The sequence below is a fragment of the Mesorhizobium sp. M7A.F.Ca.CA.001.04.2.1 genome (assembly GCF_003998485.1).
Lineage (GTDB): Bacteria > Pseudomonadota > Alphaproteobacteria > Rhizobiales > Rhizobiaceae > Mesorhizobium > Mesorhizobium ciceri.
Window position 1 is genome coordinate 39,136 of the sequence record NZ_RZQT01000034.1, and the last position, 15,619, is coordinate 54,754.

Annotated in this window: 18 protein-coding genes and 3 pseudogenes; 12 read left to right on the top strand and 9 right to left on the bottom strand. The window is 63.8% G+C overall.

Going from position 1 to position 15,619, the window contains the following annotated elements:
* Positions 1–59 precede the first annotated feature (59 nt).
* The 3 genes and pseudogenes from EN955_RS13675 to EN955_RS13685 form a co-directional block, all read left to right on the top strand.
* Entirely contained in the window at positions 60–1,193 is a 1,134-nt protein-coding gene (locus EN955_RS13675; protein WP_024501634.1) for an FAD-binding oxidoreductase, read from the top strand.
* Between the two features lie 55 nt (positions 1,194–1,248).
* The gene (locus EN955_RS13680; protein WP_024501635.1) at positions 1,249–2,853 is read left to right on the top strand and encodes an ABC transporter substrate-binding protein; all 1,605 of its coding nucleotides are present in this window, start codon (positions 1,249–1,251) and stop codon (positions 2,851–2,853) included.
* A 122-nt stretch (positions 2,854–2,975) separates the two neighbouring features.
* A pseudogene (locus EN955_RS13685) lies at positions 2,976–4,037 on the top strand (serine hydrolase domain-containing protein); the annotation flags it as partial.
* Here the strand turns inward: EN955_RS13685 and EN955_RS13690 are convergent.
* On the bottom strand, positions 4,034–4,747 hold the full coding sequence (locus tag EN955_RS13690; RefSeq protein ID WP_024501637.1) for a 3-keto-5-aminohexanoate cleavage protein: 714 nt from the start codon (positions 4,745–4,747) through the stop codon (positions 4,034–4,036). The pseudogene EN955_RS13685 and the gene EN955_RS13690 sit on opposite strands and share 4 nt — an antisense overlap.
* A 208-nt stretch (positions 4,748–4,955) precedes the next feature.
* Here EN955_RS13690 and EN955_RS13695 point away from each other — a divergent pair, with 208 nt between their 5' ends.
* Complete coding sequence (locus EN955_RS13695) at positions 4,956–5,150, top strand: hypothetical protein (protein ID WP_024501638.1); 195 nt, start codon at positions 4,956–4,958, stop codon at positions 5,148–5,150.
* A 54-nt stretch (positions 5,151–5,204) separates the two neighbouring features.
* On the opposite strand, the gene EN955_RS13700 is transcribed toward EN955_RS13695, so the two are convergent.
* The 3 genes and pseudogenes from EN955_RS13700 to EN955_RS13705 form a co-directional block, all read right to left on the bottom strand.
* The gene (locus tag EN955_RS13700; protein WP_245265286.1) at positions 5,205–6,899 is read right to left on the bottom strand and encodes an EAL domain-containing protein; all 1,695 of its coding nucleotides are present in this window, start codon (positions 6,897–6,899) and stop codon (positions 5,205–5,207) included.
* 112 nt (positions 6,900–7,011) lie between these two features.
* Positions 7,012–7,317: pseudogene (locus tag EN955_RS35355) on the bottom strand (PAS domain-containing protein); the annotation flags it as partial.
* A 137-nt stretch (positions 7,318–7,454) separates the two neighbouring features.
* Positions 7,455–7,556 carry a hypothetical protein gene (locus tag EN955_RS13705; protein WP_013530742.1) on the bottom strand — a complete coding sequence of 34 codons (102 nt, stop codon included), beginning with the start codon at positions 7,554–7,556 and terminating at the stop codon, positions 7,455–7,457.
* Positions 7,557–7,811: 255 nt separating this feature from the next.
* On the opposite strand from EN955_RS13705, the gene EN955_RS13710 reads away from it, so the two are divergent.
* Positions 7,812–8,261 (top strand): ester cyclase, encoded by a 450-nt coding sequence (locus EN955_RS13710; RefSeq protein ID WP_024501639.1) that lies wholly within the window; start codon positions 7,812–7,814, stop codon positions 8,259–8,261.
* A 59-nt stretch (positions 8,262–8,320) separates the two neighbouring features.
* Here EN955_RS13710 and EN955_RS13715 read toward each other — a convergent pair whose 3' ends face one another.
* Together EN955_RS13715 and EN955_RS13720 are read right to left on the bottom strand one after the other, a co-directional pair.
* Positions 8,321–8,857, bottom strand: a complete 537-nt coding sequence (locus tag EN955_RS13715; protein ID WP_196815378.1) for a hypothetical protein — start codon at positions 8,855–8,857, stop codon at positions 8,321–8,323.
* Positions 8,858–8,978: 121 nt separating this feature from the next.
* Positions 8,979–9,305: a DUF1330 domain-containing protein gene (locus tag EN955_RS13720; RefSeq protein ID WP_013530739.1), complete on the bottom strand. Its 327-nt coding sequence runs from the start codon at positions 9,303–9,305 to the stop codon at positions 8,979–8,981.
* A 176-nt stretch (positions 9,306–9,481) separates the two neighbouring features.
* Here EN955_RS13720 and EN955_RS13725 point away from each other — a divergent pair, with 176 nt between their 5' ends.
* On the top strand, positions 9,482–10,174 hold the full coding sequence (locus EN955_RS13725) for a helix-turn-helix domain-containing protein (RefSeq protein ID WP_024501641.1): 693 nt from the start codon (positions 9,482–9,484) through the stop codon (positions 10,172–10,174).
* Between the two features lie 15 nt (positions 10,175–10,189).
* On the opposite strand, the gene EN955_RS13730 is transcribed toward EN955_RS13725, so the two are convergent.
* Together EN955_RS13730 and EN955_RS13735 are read right to left on the bottom strand one after the other, a co-directional pair.
* Complete coding sequence (locus EN955_RS13730) at positions 10,190–10,588, bottom strand: type II toxin-antitoxin system HigA family antitoxin (protein ID WP_024501642.1); 399 nt, start codon at positions 10,586–10,588, stop codon at positions 10,190–10,192.
* Positions 10,588–10,884 carry a type II toxin-antitoxin system HigB family toxin gene (locus EN955_RS13735; RefSeq protein ID WP_013530736.1) on the bottom strand — a complete coding sequence of 99 codons (297 nt, stop codon included), beginning with the start codon at positions 10,882–10,884 and terminating at the stop codon, positions 10,588–10,590. The genes EN955_RS13730 and EN955_RS13735 overlap by 1 nt, the downstream gene beginning before the upstream one ends.
* 130 nt (positions 10,885–11,014) lie before the next feature.
* Here EN955_RS13735 and ada point away from each other — a divergent pair, with 130 nt between their 5' ends.
* From ada to EN955_RS13755, 4 genes are all read left to right on the top strand, one after another.
* Complete coding sequence (gene ada / locus EN955_RS13740) at positions 11,015–12,127, top strand: bifunctional DNA-binding transcriptional regulator/O6-methylguanine-DNA methyltransferase Ada (RefSeq protein WP_032898657.1); 1,113 nt, start codon at positions 11,015–11,017, stop codon at positions 12,125–12,127.
* A gap of 12 nt (positions 12,128–12,139) precedes the next feature.
* A complete protein-coding gene (locus EN955_RS13745) occupies positions 12,140–12,367 on the top strand; it encodes a hypothetical protein (RefSeq protein WP_024501644.1) in 228 nt (75 codons plus the stop codon).
* Between the two features lie 150 nt (positions 12,368–12,517).
* Positions 12,518–13,072, top strand: a complete 555-nt coding sequence (locus tag EN955_RS13750) for a methylated-DNA--[protein]-cysteine S-methyltransferase (RefSeq protein ID WP_024501645.1) — start codon at positions 12,518–12,520, stop codon at positions 13,070–13,072.
* Positions 13,069–13,812 (top strand): 2OG-Fe(II) oxygenase, encoded by a 744-nt coding sequence (locus tag EN955_RS13755; protein WP_024501646.1) that lies wholly within the window; start codon positions 13,069–13,071, stop codon positions 13,810–13,812. The genes EN955_RS13750 and EN955_RS13755 overlap by 4 nt, the downstream gene beginning before the upstream one ends.
* Positions 13,813–13,836: 24 nt before the next feature.
* Here the strand turns inward: EN955_RS13755 and EN955_RS13760 are convergent, their stop codons facing one another.
* A complete protein-coding gene (locus tag EN955_RS13760) occupies positions 13,837–14,436 on the bottom strand; it encodes a dihydrofolate reductase family protein (protein WP_024501647.1) in 600 nt (199 codons plus the stop codon).
* Positions 14,437–14,539: 103 nt separating this feature from the next.
* Between EN955_RS13760 and EN955_RS13765 the strand changes: the two genes are divergently transcribed.
* On the top strand, positions 14,540–14,956 hold the full coding sequence (locus EN955_RS13765; protein WP_024501648.1) for a helix-turn-helix domain-containing protein: 417 nt from the start codon (positions 14,540–14,542) through the stop codon (positions 14,954–14,956).
* A 121-nt stretch (positions 14,957–15,077) separates the two neighbouring features.
* Positions 15,078–15,619, top strand: a pseudogene (locus tag EN955_RS13770) (DNA polymerase IV); the annotation flags it as partial.

A 15,619-nucleotide genomic window follows, 5' to 3' on the forward strand; every position in this document is an offset into this window, starting at 1 on the left:
AACAATTTTCTTATACGCTAAATATTGACTGGATAAGAAATTATTTCTACCCCTAGGAGATGCAGTCCAAGTCCCCCCAGAAAATCGTCGTCATCGGCGGCGGCATTGCCGGCCTTTCGCTGGCGGCGGCCGTGCAATCCTGGGCTGAGGTCACCGTGCTCGAGCGCGAGCCGCATCTCGGCTACCACGCCAGCGGCCGCTCGGCGGCGCTGTTTTCAGAAACCTATGGCAATGCGCTGGTGCGGGCGCTGTCGCTGGCCAGCCGGCAGGCGATCATAGATGGCGGATTCGCCGCCCACCGACGCGGCGCGCTGCATGTCGGCGGCGTCGAGGACAGTGCAGCCGTCGACCGCATGGCGGCCGAGATGCAGGCGCTCGTGCCGAGCGTACGGCGCCTGTCGGCTGCCGAAGTCACCGCGCTGGTGCCGGTCATCGCCACGGCAACCACTTGCGGCGGCGTCCATGAACCCGGCGCGCTCGATGTCGACACGGGAAAGATGCTTGCCGCTTCAGCCTCGGCGCTCAAGGCGGGCGGCGGCGTCATCCGCACCGGCGAGGAAGTGCTGGAGATTTCCCGCGTCCCAAACGGCTTCAGCGTCGCGACCAATGCCGGCGCCTACCAGGCCGATATCGTCGTCAACGCCACCGGCGCCTGGGTCGATGTCGTCGCCGGGCTGGCCGGTCTCTCCGGCCTTGGCTTCCGGCCCAAGCGCCGCACCGCCTTCCTGTTCGATCCGCCCGCCGGCACGAACATCAGCGCCTGGCCGCTGGTGGTCGATCTGCACGAACAATTCTACTTCAAGCCCGATGCCGGCAGGCTGATCGGCTCGCTCGCCGACGAAACCGATTCCGCGCCTTGCGACGCGTATCCCGAAGACATCGACGTCGCCATCGCCGTCGACCGCATCGAACAGGCGACATCGCTGCGCATCGGCCGTCCGTCGACACCGTGGGCGGGCCTGCGCACCTTTTCGCCCGACCGCACGCCGGTCGTCGGTTTCGACCCGCGCCTGCCCGGCTTCTTCTGGCTCGGCGGCCAGGGCGGCTACGGCTTCCAGGTGTCGCTGACGCTGGCGCGGCTGGGCTCGGCACTGCTTCGCGGCCAGTCATTGCCGGACGATCTCGCGGCTCGCGGTGTCACCACAGCCGCGCTGGCGCCCGACCGTTTCATCACCCCGGCGGCAACGCCATGAACTTCACCGGCCTGTCCTTCCCTCAACCCGTAAAGTGTCATCAGGAGCGTTTGCGATGAAATCCACCGTTCTGCGCGCAGTGCTTACCTCGTCGCTGCTGGCCTCATCCGTCCTTCTCGGCGGGCAGGCCTATGCCAAAACCCTGGTCTATTGCTCGGAAGCCAATCCCGAGACCTTCAACCCGGCGATCGGCACGGCGGACTCCACCATGGATGCCGCCGCCAAGACGATCTTCAACCGGCTGGTCGAGTTCAAGCCTGGCACGACCGAGGTCGGGCCGGCGCTGGCCGAAAGCTGGGAGGTCTCAGCCGACGGCAAGATCTACACCTTCCATCTCAGGCACGGCGTGAAATTCCAGTCGAACGACCACTTTACACCGTCGCGCGAGTTCAATGCCGACGACGTGCTGTACACCTTCAACCGCCAGCGCGACGCCAGCAATCCCTACCACAAGCTCGGCGGCGGCGCTTACGAGTACTTCAATGCGCTGGGCATGGGCACACTGATCGACAAGATAGACAAGGTCGACGATTACACCGTGCGCTTCACGCTGACGGCTGCCAACGTCACCTTCCTGCCCGGCATCGCGCTCGACTATCTCTCCATCCTGTCCCTGGAGCAGACCGAAAAGATGGTCGCCGCCGGCACGCCGGAACTGATCGATAGCGAACCCGTCGGCACCGGCCCGTTCGTGCTGCAGGCCTATGTCCCCGACAGCCAGATCCGCTACGCCGCCAACAAGGATTATTGGCGCGGCCCGCCGAAGATCGACACTCTGGTCTTCGCCGTCACGCCCGAGCCGACCACGCGCGTCGAGCGCCTCAAGGCCAATGAGTGCCAGGTCGCCGCCCCGCCCCCGCCAAGCGCGGTCGCCGATTTGCGCACCGATCTCGACATCACCGTGCTCGACCTCAAGGGCCAGAACATCGGCATTCTCGGCTTCAATGTCGAACACCAGCCGCTCGGCGATGTGCGCGTGCGCATGGCACTGGCCAAGGCCGTCGACCGCAAGGCGATCGTCGACGCCGTCTATGCCGGCGCCGGCGCGGTCGCCGGCAGCGTCGTGCCGCCGGCGCAGATAGGCGCCGTCACCGACGCCGGCATCGACTATGATCCGGATGGCGCGAAGACACTGCTGAAGGAAGCCGGCCACGAAAGCGACTTGAAAATCAGCCTGTGGGCGATGCCGGTGTCGCGGCCCTACAATCCCAACGCCAAGCGCATGGCCGAGATGATCCAGGCCGAATGGGCGAAGGTCGGCGTCAAGGCCGAGATCGTCAGCTTCGAGTGGGGCGAATATCTCAAGCGCACTGCCGGCGGCGAACAGGACGCCTACCTGCTCGGCGGCAGCAGCGACAATGGCGACCCCGACAACATGCTGAGCTATCTGCTCTCCTGCGACGGCGTGAAGGGCGGCTCCAACCGCTCGCGCTGGTGCGATCCAGCCTTCGAGAAGCTGCTGCAGGACGGCCGCGTCGCCGCCGATCCGAAACAGCGCGCCGACATCTACGCCAGGGCGCAGGCGATCCTGAAGGTCGAGGTGCCGGTGGCGCCGATCGCCCATTCGGTGGTGGCGATCCCGATCCGCAAGAGCGTGCTCAACTACGTGCTCGACCCCTTCGGCCGGCAGAACTTTGCCGCTGTCGATATGGCGGAGTGAAGCTTGGCGACCCTGCCCTCGGGCTCGACCCGAGGGCGCACCGACATCTATGAAACCAGCAATTTAGCGGCGAAAGCAGAATCCATGCGTGAAGACCTAACGCCCTCCTCAAGACCTATCTCACCGATGGCGCGGTGGGCGCCTCGCTCGCCTACTCCACAGGCGCCGCACCAGCTGCCCTCACCGCCGGCCTCGCCGACCGGGAACATGGCGTTGCCGTCTCGCTCGACCGCCTGTTCAAGATCGGCAGCTGCACCAAGACCTTCGTTGCCGCGGCGCTGGTCAAGCTCGCCCAGGAGGGCAGGCTCGACCTCGGCGCGCCGATCGTCGGCTGGTTTCCCGACCTGCCGGGCGCCAAGGACATTTCAGTGCGCCAGCTGATCAACCACCGCAGCGGCCTGCCGGAGTTCGAATATTACATTCCGATGGATCCGAGCCGGCAATGGACGCCGCAGCAGCTGGTCGACATCGCCTTCGCCTCCGACAAGCAGAAGGCGCCGGGCGGAGCCGCCGTCTACAACAACACCGGCTATGTGCTGGCCGGCATGGTGATCGAGGCGGTCTCAGGCCAGTCGCTCGGCGGTTACGTCAGAAGCGCGGTGCTGCAGCCGCTCGGCCTCAAGAATACCTGGTCGCCGGCCACCGAAGCCTTTCCGGAAAAATCGATGGTGCGCGGCTATTACCACCGGCCGCCGCCGGCGGCGAATGCGCCCGCCGACATCGCTTCGGGCGGCGAGATGTGGCGCATGGACGGCGTGCTCCCCTACTCCGACGAATTGCAGGATTCTTCCGATTCCTTCCCGTTCAGCGCCGCTTATGGCTGCGGCGACATGGTGTCGACGCCGTCGGATATGGTGGCCTTCATGCGCGGCCTCTTTTCCGGAAAGCTGCTGTCGCCGCCGTTGTTCGCCGAGATGTTCGAACACCGCGTGCCAGCGAGTTTTCCGGGCACCCGCATGCGCGAAACCGGCGCCGGCATGTTCCAGAGCACCTACGCCAACCGCGCCTTTTACGGCCACCAGGGCAGCATCCCCGGCTACGTCGCCGTCATGTTGCATGACCCGATCTCAGAACTGACCATCGCCATGACCAGCAATGTCGGTTCCGGTAACCGACTGTCCTTCCAGGCCAGCGGTCTGCATCCGGTGGTCGATGAGGCGATCCAGATCATTCTGGAAAACTAGCCGCGAAAGATCGCCACGGCGGCAGCGACGATCGCCGCGTTGTCCTTCGCCACAGTTCCGTCGGCGAGCGTCTTGCCGTCTTCCAGACCGACCCGTGTCGACCAGCGCTGGCGATGCGCAAGCTTGACGAAGGGCCAGACAGTTGCATCTACGCCATGCAGCAGGATCGGCCGCCGTACCCCGGCGCGCTCGAGCACGGCGGCGATGCCATGCGCTTCGTCGAGTGCAGCGGACAGGTCCGGGATGTCGATCTCGATCAGAATGCGCAGCACCTGGTCGCGGCCGGGAAGCGCTACGAAGCGCTCGGCATCGGCGACGACGGCAAGCCCCGCCTCGATGCCTACACCACGCTGGCGCAGCAACTCCATCACGGCGGGCGCATCCGGTTCGGACAAGTTGACCGAAGCATAGTCAGGCAGGTCTCGCCAGCCGGCGATCGCCGCGCGGGTCCGCTCGACGTCGTTCTCGATCCAGGCGCCGGTCGACACGCCAACCAGTGTTCCCGGGCAGGTCCGGCGCACCGCCAGCACCGTGGCGTCGACGGCTGCCAGGCTTTCGCGTCCGTCGGTGCCGCGCGGATGGATATGCAGTTCGGCCACTCCAGCGGCGACGCAGGCTGCCGCATCGCTGGCCATTGCCTCGGCAGTCAGCGGCAGCTTCGGGTGGAAATCGCGCGGACGCGCGCCGTTGATGCAGGCCTGGACGATCATCGATGTCACCTTGCGCAAGGGGCCGCAGTGTAGCTGTGCGGCGTTGAAACTGCCAATCTCCCCCCTCGTAGGGGAGATCGGCAGCTTCAACGCCGCGCGCCTGCTCACAACATTCGGCGGCATTTGAATAAAAGCCGCTTGTGGATATTTACCCGGCGTTCCCTCGTCTCCGGCAAGCTCTTTTCAGGGCGGGATCATGGAGGGACCATTGACCAGCGATTTTTCAGCCGCCCGCATCCACCTCGAACGCGCCTATCATTATCTGCAGGGCAATGACGAGACGAGCCGTGCCGCCTGTGACGCGCTCGATCTGTTGATCGAAGCGGTGACGGAGGCGCAGCACAGGCGACCCGAGGCTGGAGTGCTGGAGTTCCCGCAATCGACGGCGCGGCGAACCGGATAGAAAGTGTCGAGTTTCAGGCCAGTCCGGCCTGGCCTGAAACTCGCCGCACCCGGATCACGATGCCTTGCGGGCCGTCGCTCCCTTGGTTGCGCGCGCGACAATTCGCTCGAGCGGCTCCGGCCGGTGCAGCAAAAATCCCTGGCCGAAGGCGACCCCCATGTCGCTCAACATGGCCAGCGTGTCCTGCCGTTCGATCTTCTCACCGACCACGTCGCAGCCGAGGCTACGGGCAATGCTGGTGATGGCCAGCACGATCTCGCGGTCGAAGCGGCTTTGCGTGATGTGCTCGATGAAGGAACCGTCGATCTTGATCGTGTCGACGGGGAACCGCCGGAGATATTCGAACGAGCTCATGCCGGCTCCGAAATCATCGAGGCCGACCCGGCAACGCCGCTCGCGCGCCTTGCGCACGAACTGTTCGGCGGCATCGAAATTGGTGACGGCGGCGGTTTCGGTGATCTCGAAGCCGATGCCCGAATGCGGCGCCCCGGTTTCTTCTATGACGCTGTCGACGAAGTCCCAAAGCTGCGGATCGCTCAGCGTCTGCGCCGACAGATTGAAGCCAAGCGTCAGCGCCCCCGAACGCAAGGCGGCACCATGCCGCGACAGCGCGGTGCGGATGATCCAGCGGTCGAGCCGCGACGCGATGCCGAACCGCTCGGCCACCGGAATGAACTCGCCGGGTGGCACCAGCCGGCCGTTGCGTGCGGCGAGCCTGGCCAAGACTTCGACATGGCGGCTTTCCTGCCAGGGGCGGCCCAGAAGATGGATTTCCTGGCCAAACAGCTTCAGCCTGCCGTCATCCATGGCATCGACCGTATCGGCGACGATGCGCGCCGCGTTGAGGCCACCCGAACCCGATGCCGTATCGGTGGAGAAGACGGCAAATCGGTTTCGCCCGGCGGCCTTGGCCGCGTAGCAGGCGTCGTCGGCACAGGCCAGCGCGTCGGCCACCGTCGTGTCGGCGTCATCGACGAAAGCGATACCGATCGAGGCCGCCAGCTTGCGCGACGTGGCCGTCGATCCAAGTTCGGCATCGCGAACCGCGGCAAGTACCGCGTCGGCCAGCCGCCCGGCCTGCGCCGCATCGCAATTGGGCATCAGCAGCGCGAACTCGTCACCGCCCAGGCGCGCGGCATGCGCCGTCGCGGGAAGGCAGCCCAGAATGCCTTGCGCAACGCTTTTCAGTGCCAGGTCGCCGGCCGCGTGGCCGGCAAAATCGTTGAGCGCCTTGAAGTAGTCGAGATCGACATAGAACACGGAAAGCGGCAGCAACTGCGCGGCCGCGATATGATCGGCCAGCAGCCGGTCGAACGCGGCGCGGTTCAAGAGACCGGTGAGCGCGTCATGGCGGGCCGCATAGGCAAGCTCCTGCTCGCGCTGCTTGTCTTCGGTGATATCGCGCACCGTGCCCAGGATCTGCCCCGCCAGCCGGCGGTCCCGGATTTGCGGGTCGGCGATGAAACGCAGCAGGGATTCTATGTGCCGGACCTCTCCGTCGCGCCGCACGATGCGGTATTGCACGGCGGTGACCTTGTCCGTTTCGAGCGGCACCAGATGCGCGCGCGACGCGGCCTCCTTGTCGTCCGGATGCAGATAGCCGAACCAGTGGTCGCGCTCGACTTCGGCGGTGTCGGAGACGAGCCCGAAAATCTCCCTGGTGCGTTCGTCCCAATAACTTTTGCCGCCCGCGAGGTCGTGGTGCCAGATGCCGGTGCCGCTGGCGGCGAGCGCCAGGCGAAACCGCACATTGACCTGCTCGAGTTCGGCCTCGGCGGCCTTCTGCTTGGAGATGTCGGTCTCCCATCAGCCTGAGCGGCTTTCCCATCGCGTCGCGCTCGACGACGCCGCCGCGATCGAGCACCCATACCCAATGTCCCTGCTTGTGCTTCAGCCGCAATTCGGTCTCGATGGCGTCGGTCAGGCCGGCAATGTGGCGGTCGCCGCTGGCCAGCGCCCGCTCGCGGTCGTCGGGATGGGTCAGTTGCAGCCAAAGGTCGCTGGTGTTGGCCAGTTCGCTCTCATCGTAGCCTAGCATCCGCGCCCAGGTCGCGGAATAAAAGCAGTCGCCGGTCACAAGATCCCAGTCCCAGACGCCAAGATGCGCGCGCTCCAGGGCTTTTGCCCAGAACGTTCCATTGCGACTTTTCTTACCCTGACGCGCCATCGTCTGCTTCGCCTGCTCCACCGCGGCGCAATCTGCGGCAAAACCAGAGAAGAAACAGTTACCGCGCGGGCGGAGTGTCGACGTCTGATTGGGAGCCCCTGTTCATCAAGGCCGTACCGAACTACTCCAGGCAGCCGTCAATTTCCCCAGGTCGACGACACGACATTGCCCGCCGTCACGCCGGACAGTCTTTCGCGCTTCTCGAGCCTCGGCTTTTCATAGGTCTTCTTCATTGCCATCGCCTTCTCCCGTGGCCATCCGATTTCCAGGGTCTAGCTGAGGCGGGGCAGCCATGCTTGGGCTCAGCGGAACGGGTTCCGGCCCAGGCGGCCCTGCCCGGCGCCGAACCCGCCTTTTCGATTGGCCGGCAGGAACCGGAGTTTTGTGTCTGGCGGATCGTCCTACTGCTGCCCAGGTCAGCGGCGCAAGCCGGTGACCCCTGGATCATCGGCGGCGCCGATGATCCCATGCACGACAACAACAAGGACCTCCCCATGACCAAGCAAGAAGACAACAAGGCCGTCGTCGTCAGATGGTTCACCCACTTCTGGGGTGAACGTTGCGATCTGTCCGTCGTCGACGAGATCGCGGCACCCGACATGCTGCTGAAATATTCGCTGCACGAGCCGCGCCGCGGCCGCGACGACATCAAGGCCTTCATGACCGACTTCCGCGCCGCCTTCCCGGACCTCAACTTCTGGGCCACCGCCGACCTGATTGCCGAGGGCGACTATGTCGTCGGCCAGTGGGAGGGCGGCGGCACGCATACCGGCCCAGCCTTCGGCGACTTCCTCGTCGGTTCGCTGCCGGCCGCCACCGGCCGCACCATGCGCTTCACCGGCACCACGGTGCTGAAGGTGGTTGACGGCAGGATCGTCGAGGAAATCGGCCTCGATGACGGCGTCGCCGCCCTCACCCAGCTCGGTCTGATCAAGACCGCCTGAGGCGATCAGGCAAAACGATCGTCGGGCCAGGCGGCGTCAATGCCGCCTGGCCTCATTGCTTATTGGCTCGGCGCCATTGCGTGCTCGCATGACACTTTCGGATTCATGTCGGCGAACGTGCCTGTCGGGTTCCCTTTCCAGGCCCAGACATGCAGCTCGTAGAATTCACCCAGGCCATAGCGGTTGGGGGCGTTGTTGAAGTTGAACAGCTGGCCGTCCAACGATGCCGGTCCTTTCGAAGTGATGTACTCGACCGCCACCAGCTTCAGCGTGCCATCGGCCATCGGCTCGTACATCACAGCTTCGGGACGGGCGATGTCGATCTTGTCGTCCTTCAGATACTGGCCGTTGACATAGTGGATGCCCATGGCGCCGCCGGTGATGCCGCTGGCACAAGGAATAGGCGCATAGCCCTCTGATACCGCTGCCTTGACGTCGACAAACCGGCTGTTGACAGCCCGCACCTTGTCGGCCAGCGGGTTGGGGCCGGAGGCAGCTTCAGCCGGCTCCTGATGCGCCTGCGCGAGGGTGGTGCAGATTGCCAGCATGGTCCCCGCCATAAGAAGTCCGCTGCGAAAGTTTGATATCATCTTCATTCCATTCTTCTTGAAAAAGCACAGCTGGCCGGCCGCCGAAAATACGGAGGCCCGGCAGGCAAGCGCTGTGGCTGTTGTTGCTTGGAGATCCCGAAATTGATGTAACGGCTACCGAAAAGGATCATCCCTTCGGCAGATACGGGATCGTTCCGGCCAGATCGGTGTTGTCGATCATCTGGAAACGGCTGTCGCTGCCGTCCTGACGGGCCGAGACGAAGGGCGCGTAGGCAGGATCGGTGGTGAAGGCGCGCGCCGCCGCTTCCGACGGGAACGCCATCAGCGCGATCAGCGTGGTATCGAGCGGCTTGCCTTCAAGCGTTTTCACATTGCCGCTGCGCGACAGATATCTGCCGCCATGCTTGTGGACGAGATCGTGCACCGAGGCGGCGTAAGCCGGCACCCACTGCGGGTCGTTTATCTTGATGTCTGCGATAACGTAGGCGGTCATGGTGGTCTCCTGGTTGCGGTGCACAGGCGTATCCCGTGCAACCGGCCAAAAGGCTCGCATGGCAGGACCCTCGCCAACCAGTCCGCGATCTGTACCGGGGCAGTACAGTTTCCGTACTGGCCGCTTCATTCATGAAGGCCTAATATTCGGTCAGGTTTGAGGGAGAGGCACCAATCATGAGCCAGCACGGATACAAACAATTCTGCCCGCTATCGATGGCCGCTGAGGTGCTGTGCACCCGCTGGACCATGGTGCTGATGCGTGAACTGGTGGCCGGCTCGACCCGCTTCAACGATCTTCGCCGCGGCGTCCCCAAAATGTCGCCGACCCTTCTGTCGCAACGGCTGAAGGAACTTGAGATCGCCGGGATCGTCGAGCGCAAGGAAGTGCCGGGCGAAAAAGGCATCTTCGAATATCGGCTGACGGAAGCCGGCCGGGATTTGCGTCCTGTCGTCGAGGCAATGGGCTTCTGGGGGCAGAAATGGGTCGAGTCCCGGCTGTCGCTGAAGAACCTCGATCCGTCGTTGCTGATGTGGGACATGCGGCGCAATCTGAACCCGTCGCCGCTGCCCGAGGGACGTACGGTGATACAATTCCTGTATCAGGACCTGCCGGCATCCAAACGCTCGTGGTGGCTGATCGTCGAGAAGCACGGCGAGGTCGATCTGTGCTGGTACGATCCGGGTTTCGATGTCGATCTCTACGTCTCGACCGACCTGCACACCATGACGGCGATCTGGATGGGAGTGCTGACCGTCGAGAAGGCCGGCGCCAGGGTTGCCCTGACCGGCGACCAGGCCATCGGCAGGAAGATGCAGACCTGGCTCGGCCTCAGCCCGTTCGCGGTGGAGCCCAAACGCGCGGCTTAGGAGAATCGGTGCATGTTAGGCGCGCCTGCGGCCCCTGTCATTTGCAAGGTGATAGGGTTGCACGAGGACTTCGGCGGGAATTTTCCATTCCTTGTTCAGTTTGAAGACCATATCCAGGGTGAGTGCGCGCTTTTTGTTCAACACCTCGGTCGCCCGGGGTGATGATCCGATCACCTCGGCCAGCGCCTTCCGCGACAGGTTGAACAGTTCCATGTGCGAATGAATGGCTTCAACGGGATCCGGTGCTTCAATCGGGTAGTGCTTATCCTCATAAGCCTCGATCAGGGTTGCGAGAACGTCGAACCGGTCACCATCGAGAGAGCCGACCTCCGGCTCATTTTCAAAATATTTAGTGATTTCGGCGATCGCCCAATCGTAATCGGCTTCGGTTTTAATGGGTCGAATGTTTTCCATCACACCTTCTCCGGATCAATCTTGTCATACTCTTTGTGCGTGCCGACGAATTTGATCAGAACGCGGTGAAACTTGTAGGCGACGTGGACAATCAAACGATACTTGTTGCCGCTAATGTCGAAAATGATGCGATTGTCACCGACGAAATCGACTGTCGCTCCAAACGCATCCTTGACGTCAGCCGGGGTCTTCCAATCAGCATTCCCGACAGCCACATACCAAGCCGTCAAAGGAGCTTCGGCCTGATTGTGTTTTGCCCAAAAATCCTTCAGCGCCTTCTTGGCAATTATCTGCATGACCTGATATAGCAAATTCCCAAATTGGGAACAAGAGGTTTTTCCCAAATTGGGAAAGGCAAGTGAGGTTCTCCAGGCACTTGTCAGGAAACGGGTGGCGGGGCCGGCTTGTGGTGGCTTCAATGCGGTCATGTTCATCACCCTGGCCAAGAATCTGAAGTCCGCGCCGCTGCAAATCACCGACGATCCGCGCTGGGCGCGCATCGTCGCGCGCGACAAATCCGCCGACGGCGCATTCTGGTATTCGGTGGCGACGACGGGCGTCTATTGCCGGCCTTCCTGTCCGTCTCGGCGCGCCAATCCGAAAAATGTGCAGTTGCACGACACGCTGGACCAGGCCAGGGCGACCGGTTTTCGCCCGTGCCGGCGCTGCGATCCACATGGCCCGTCGCTCGAGGCCGGCAACGCGGCGATGGTCGCCGCTGCCTGCCGCAGGATCGAGCAGAGCGAGGAAGAACCCTCGCTCGCTGAATTGGCTGATGCCGCCGGCCGCAGCGCCGGTTATTTCCACCGCATCTTCAAGGCGGTCACCGGATTGACGCCGAAGGACTATGCCGCCGCGCACCGCGCCGCCAGGGTCCGCCAGGGCCTGGAAGACGGCACCAGCGTGACGGCTGCGATCTACGATGCCGGTTTCAATTCGAGCGGGCGTTTTTACGAGAAATCCACTGGCATGCTCGGCATGACGCCGACGCGCTATCGCGCCGGTGGCGCCGACGAAGAGATCCGCTTCGCCGTTGGCGAGACCTCGCTCGGCACCATCCTGGTCGCGTCCAGCCAGAAGGGCGTCGCCTCGATCCTGCTCGGAGACGATCCCGACGCGCTGGTGCGCGACCTGCAGGATCGTTTCCCCAGGGCACGGCTGATCGGTGGCGACCGCGACTACGAGGCGCTGGTCGCCCGCGTCGTCGGTTTCGTCGAGGCTCCGGCGCTCGGCCTCGACCTGCCGCTCGACGTCCGCGGCACGGCGTTCCAGCAGCGCGTCTGGCAGGCCTTGCGCGCCATCCCCGCCGGCCAAACGGTTTCCTATGCCGAGATCGCGCATCGCATAGGCGCACCTAAGGCGACCCGCGCCATCGCCGCCGCCTGCGCCGCCAACAATCTTGCCGTCGCCATTCCCTGCCACCGCGTCATCCGCAAGGACGGCGCACTTTCCGGCTACGCCTGGGGCGCGGAGCGCAAGCGCGCGCTGCTCGACCGCGAGGCAGCGTCCGACAATGCCAACCGGTCGGTGCGGGCCTGACGAGGACCGGCAATGCGCGCGATGGCAAGGTCTCCCACCACCGATGCGAACATCCAGACCCAAGCTGCCGGCAGCCGCCGCGCCCCTGACGCGAAATCACGGGTGATGACCGCCATCGGCCAGATGGTCGATGATGGCAAAGCCGAATGGAGCCGCACCGCAACCGGCGAGGTTGAGTTGCGCCTGTCATCAGGCGAAGTGTTCATGCTGGGCGAAATTTCCGTCACCCGTGTCGCATGACATCCTCAGGCGAAGTGCCAATGATCGAAATCGGCGCTCTACGGCGCCGTAGAGCACCTGCCTTGGAGATTCGAATTTGAAAGCAAGCATCGGAGTGAGCGCCAATCAGCACGTGGCTAGGGTTCAGGCACAGACAAAGGAGTGAAGGCAATGAACCTCGTACAAACCAATATTCCGGCGACAGCCACCAAGCTCGCCGCCCTCGATATCATAACCTACGCCATCGGCGAATCCCCGATCGGTAAAATCCTGGCGGCACGCAGCGCTATCGGCGTCTGCGCCATCCTGATCGGCTCGGACGCCGACACACTGGAGCGGGATCTTGGCCATCGCTTCCCGGGCAAGCTACTGGTCGAAGACGGGGCCACCTTGCGCGACGATCTCGCGGCAATCGCGCGCTTCATCGAAACGCCTGGCGTCGGCCTCGACCTGCCGCTCGACCTACGCCGCGGCACGCCATTCCAGCAGCGCGTGTGGGAGGCGCTCCGAGGCATCCCGTGCGGCGCCACCATCACCTACGCCGCGCTGGCCCAGCGCCTCGGCCAGCCGGACGGCGCCCGTGCCGTGGCGACGGCCTGTGCAGCCAACGCGATTGCGCTGGGCATTCCCTGCCACCGTGTTGTCCGCGCCGACGGCACGCTGTCGGGCTACCGCTGGGGCGTCGAGCGCAAGCGCGCTCTGATCGACAAGGAGGCTACGATATGAATGCCCATGCCAGGGTTGCCGCATCGGCGGTTGAAGCTGCTCGGACGCGTGTCGCGGGTTACGACTGGCCCGCCCTTGCCGCCGAACTCGACGGCTTCGGCTGCGCGGTGATTGAAAAGCTGCTGTCGCCCGAAGAGTGCCGGCAGATCGCGGGCCTCTATCCCGAGGAGAAGCATTTCCGCAGCCACATCCATATGGCCAGGCACGGCTTCGGCAAGGGCGAGTACCGCTACTTCCGCTATCCCTTGCCCGACCTGCTGGGTGGCCTGCGCAGCGCGCTCTATCCCAGGCTGGCCGAGGTCGCTAACCGGTGGAGCGAGCGGATGGGGCAGGCCATGCGTTATCCCGCGACGCATGCCGCGTTTCTCGATCAGTGTCATGCCGCCGGTCAGACGCGGCCGACGCCGCTGCTGCTGCAATATGTGCCTGGCGACTTCAACTGCCTGCACCAGGATCTCTATGGCGACCTCGCCTTTCCGCTGCAGGTGGCGATCCTGCTCTCCGAGCCGGGCCAGGATTTCACCGGCGGTGAGTTCGCGCTGACCGAGCAGCGGCCGCGCATGCAGAGCCGGATCGAGGTGGTGCCGCTGCGCCAGGGCGACGCCGTTGTCTTTGCCGTCCACAACCGGCCGGTGCAGGGCACCAAAGGCAATTACCGCGTCAATCTGCGCCACGGCGTCAGCCGCCTGCGCTCAGGCATGCGCCACACGGTCGGGATTATTTTTCACGATGCGAAGTGAGCAGGGATAAGATGGAGGTCCCCCTCACCCCGCCGGTGCATAGCGACTGACCACCATGCCACAGTCATAGGCCTTCGAGCCGAGCAGCCGCAGGTTTCTAAGACCGCCCTGATCAAAAATCCGGCGGCCCGCACCCAGCACCGCCGGGTTGATGAAAAGCTGAAACTCGTCGACCAGCCCGGCCGCGATCAGCGCCGACGCGAAACCGGCGCCGCCGAACACGGCCATGTCGCCGCCCTCGCCCGCTTTCAGCGCATTGACTTCGCGCGGCAGGTCGCCGCTGGCCACGCTCGTGCGCTCCCAGACCGGCTCCCCGGCCGATTGCTTGAGCTTATCACTGAGCACCACCTTGCGGGCGTCGACGATGCGTTGCGCAAAGGCGTAGAACGGATCGTGCGGAAACTTCTTGGCGGCATTGCCCCAATGGGTGAGATAGCCCTCCTGCGCCATCTTGCGGCTGAGCAGGATGGTATCGACGCCTGTGAAGACAGCGTTGAAGTCCTGCTTCAGCTCATCGTCCCAGGCGCTCTCGTCACCCCACTCCCAGAGCTGCCAGGAATGATCCTCGGTGGCGCCGACAAAGCCGTCGACCGACATCTGCATCTGCAGGACCAGCTTTTTCACCGTCATTCTCCTCACGGCTATCGCAAAACAGTTTACATTTGGAACTGTTGACGCAAGGCCAAAACGATGTCAATAGTAAAGTGATTTAGAAATGGAACCATAGATGGCGACGCGCGAAAAATCCGACTGCCCGATCAACCTGTCGCTCGAACTCATCGGCGACCGCTGGACGCTGCTCATCATCCGCGACATGGTCTTCGCCGGGAAAAAGCACTTTCGCGAATTCCTGCAATCCGACGAAGGCATCTCCTCGCGCACGCTGGCCGAGCGACTGCAAACGCTTCAGGACGAAGGCATCCTCACCAGAAGCGACGACCCGACGCATGGCTTGAGAACAGTCTACCGGCTGACCGAAGCTGGCATCGACCTATTGCCGGTGCTGGCGACGCTCGGCGCCTGGGGCAGCAGGCACCGCAAGGCCGACGAGAGATTGGCCAGGATTGCCAACCAGTTGGCGGCAGGCGGCGAAGCAGCGCTGGAAAAGATGAAAGCGGCGCTGCGAACGGAGCATAGTGTCTAGGCGGTTGCGTTCAAGCCGAACCGGCATGGCTGTTGCCGCACCCAATCGCTCTTCGCTTGACAACCATCCATCTTTGTTCTTTATTTGTTCTATTCTATCAGCAACTGCGGATGTGCGGTCGATGGAAACGACAGCCACCATCCTGCATGCCGATCTCGACGCTTTCTACGCCTCTGTCGAGCAGTTGCTCGATCCGTCGCTGCGCGGCAAGCCGATCGCGGTGGGCGGCGGCGTCGTGCTCGCCGCTTCCTATGAGGCGCGCGCCTTCGGCGTGCGTGGCGGCATGCCGGGGCGCAGGGCGCGCGAACTCTGCCCGCATTTGATCTTCGTCGGCGGCAATTTCAGCCATTACCAGCGGCTGGGCGATGCGGCGATCAAGGTGCTCGACGATTTTACGCCTGTAGTCGAGCGCATTTCCATCGACGAGGCGTTTGCCGACGTCGCCGGCTGCACGCATCTGTTCGGCTCGCCGCAGGAGATCGCGACAACCATCCGCCGCCGCGTGCGGGCCGAACTCGGCCTGCCGATCTCGATCGGCGTGGCGCGCACCAAGCATCTGGCCAAGATCGCCTCGCAGGTCGCCAAACCCGACGGGCTGGTGGTCGTCGAACCCGGCACGGAACTCGCCTTCCTGCATGATCTGCCGGTCGGACTGATGTCTGT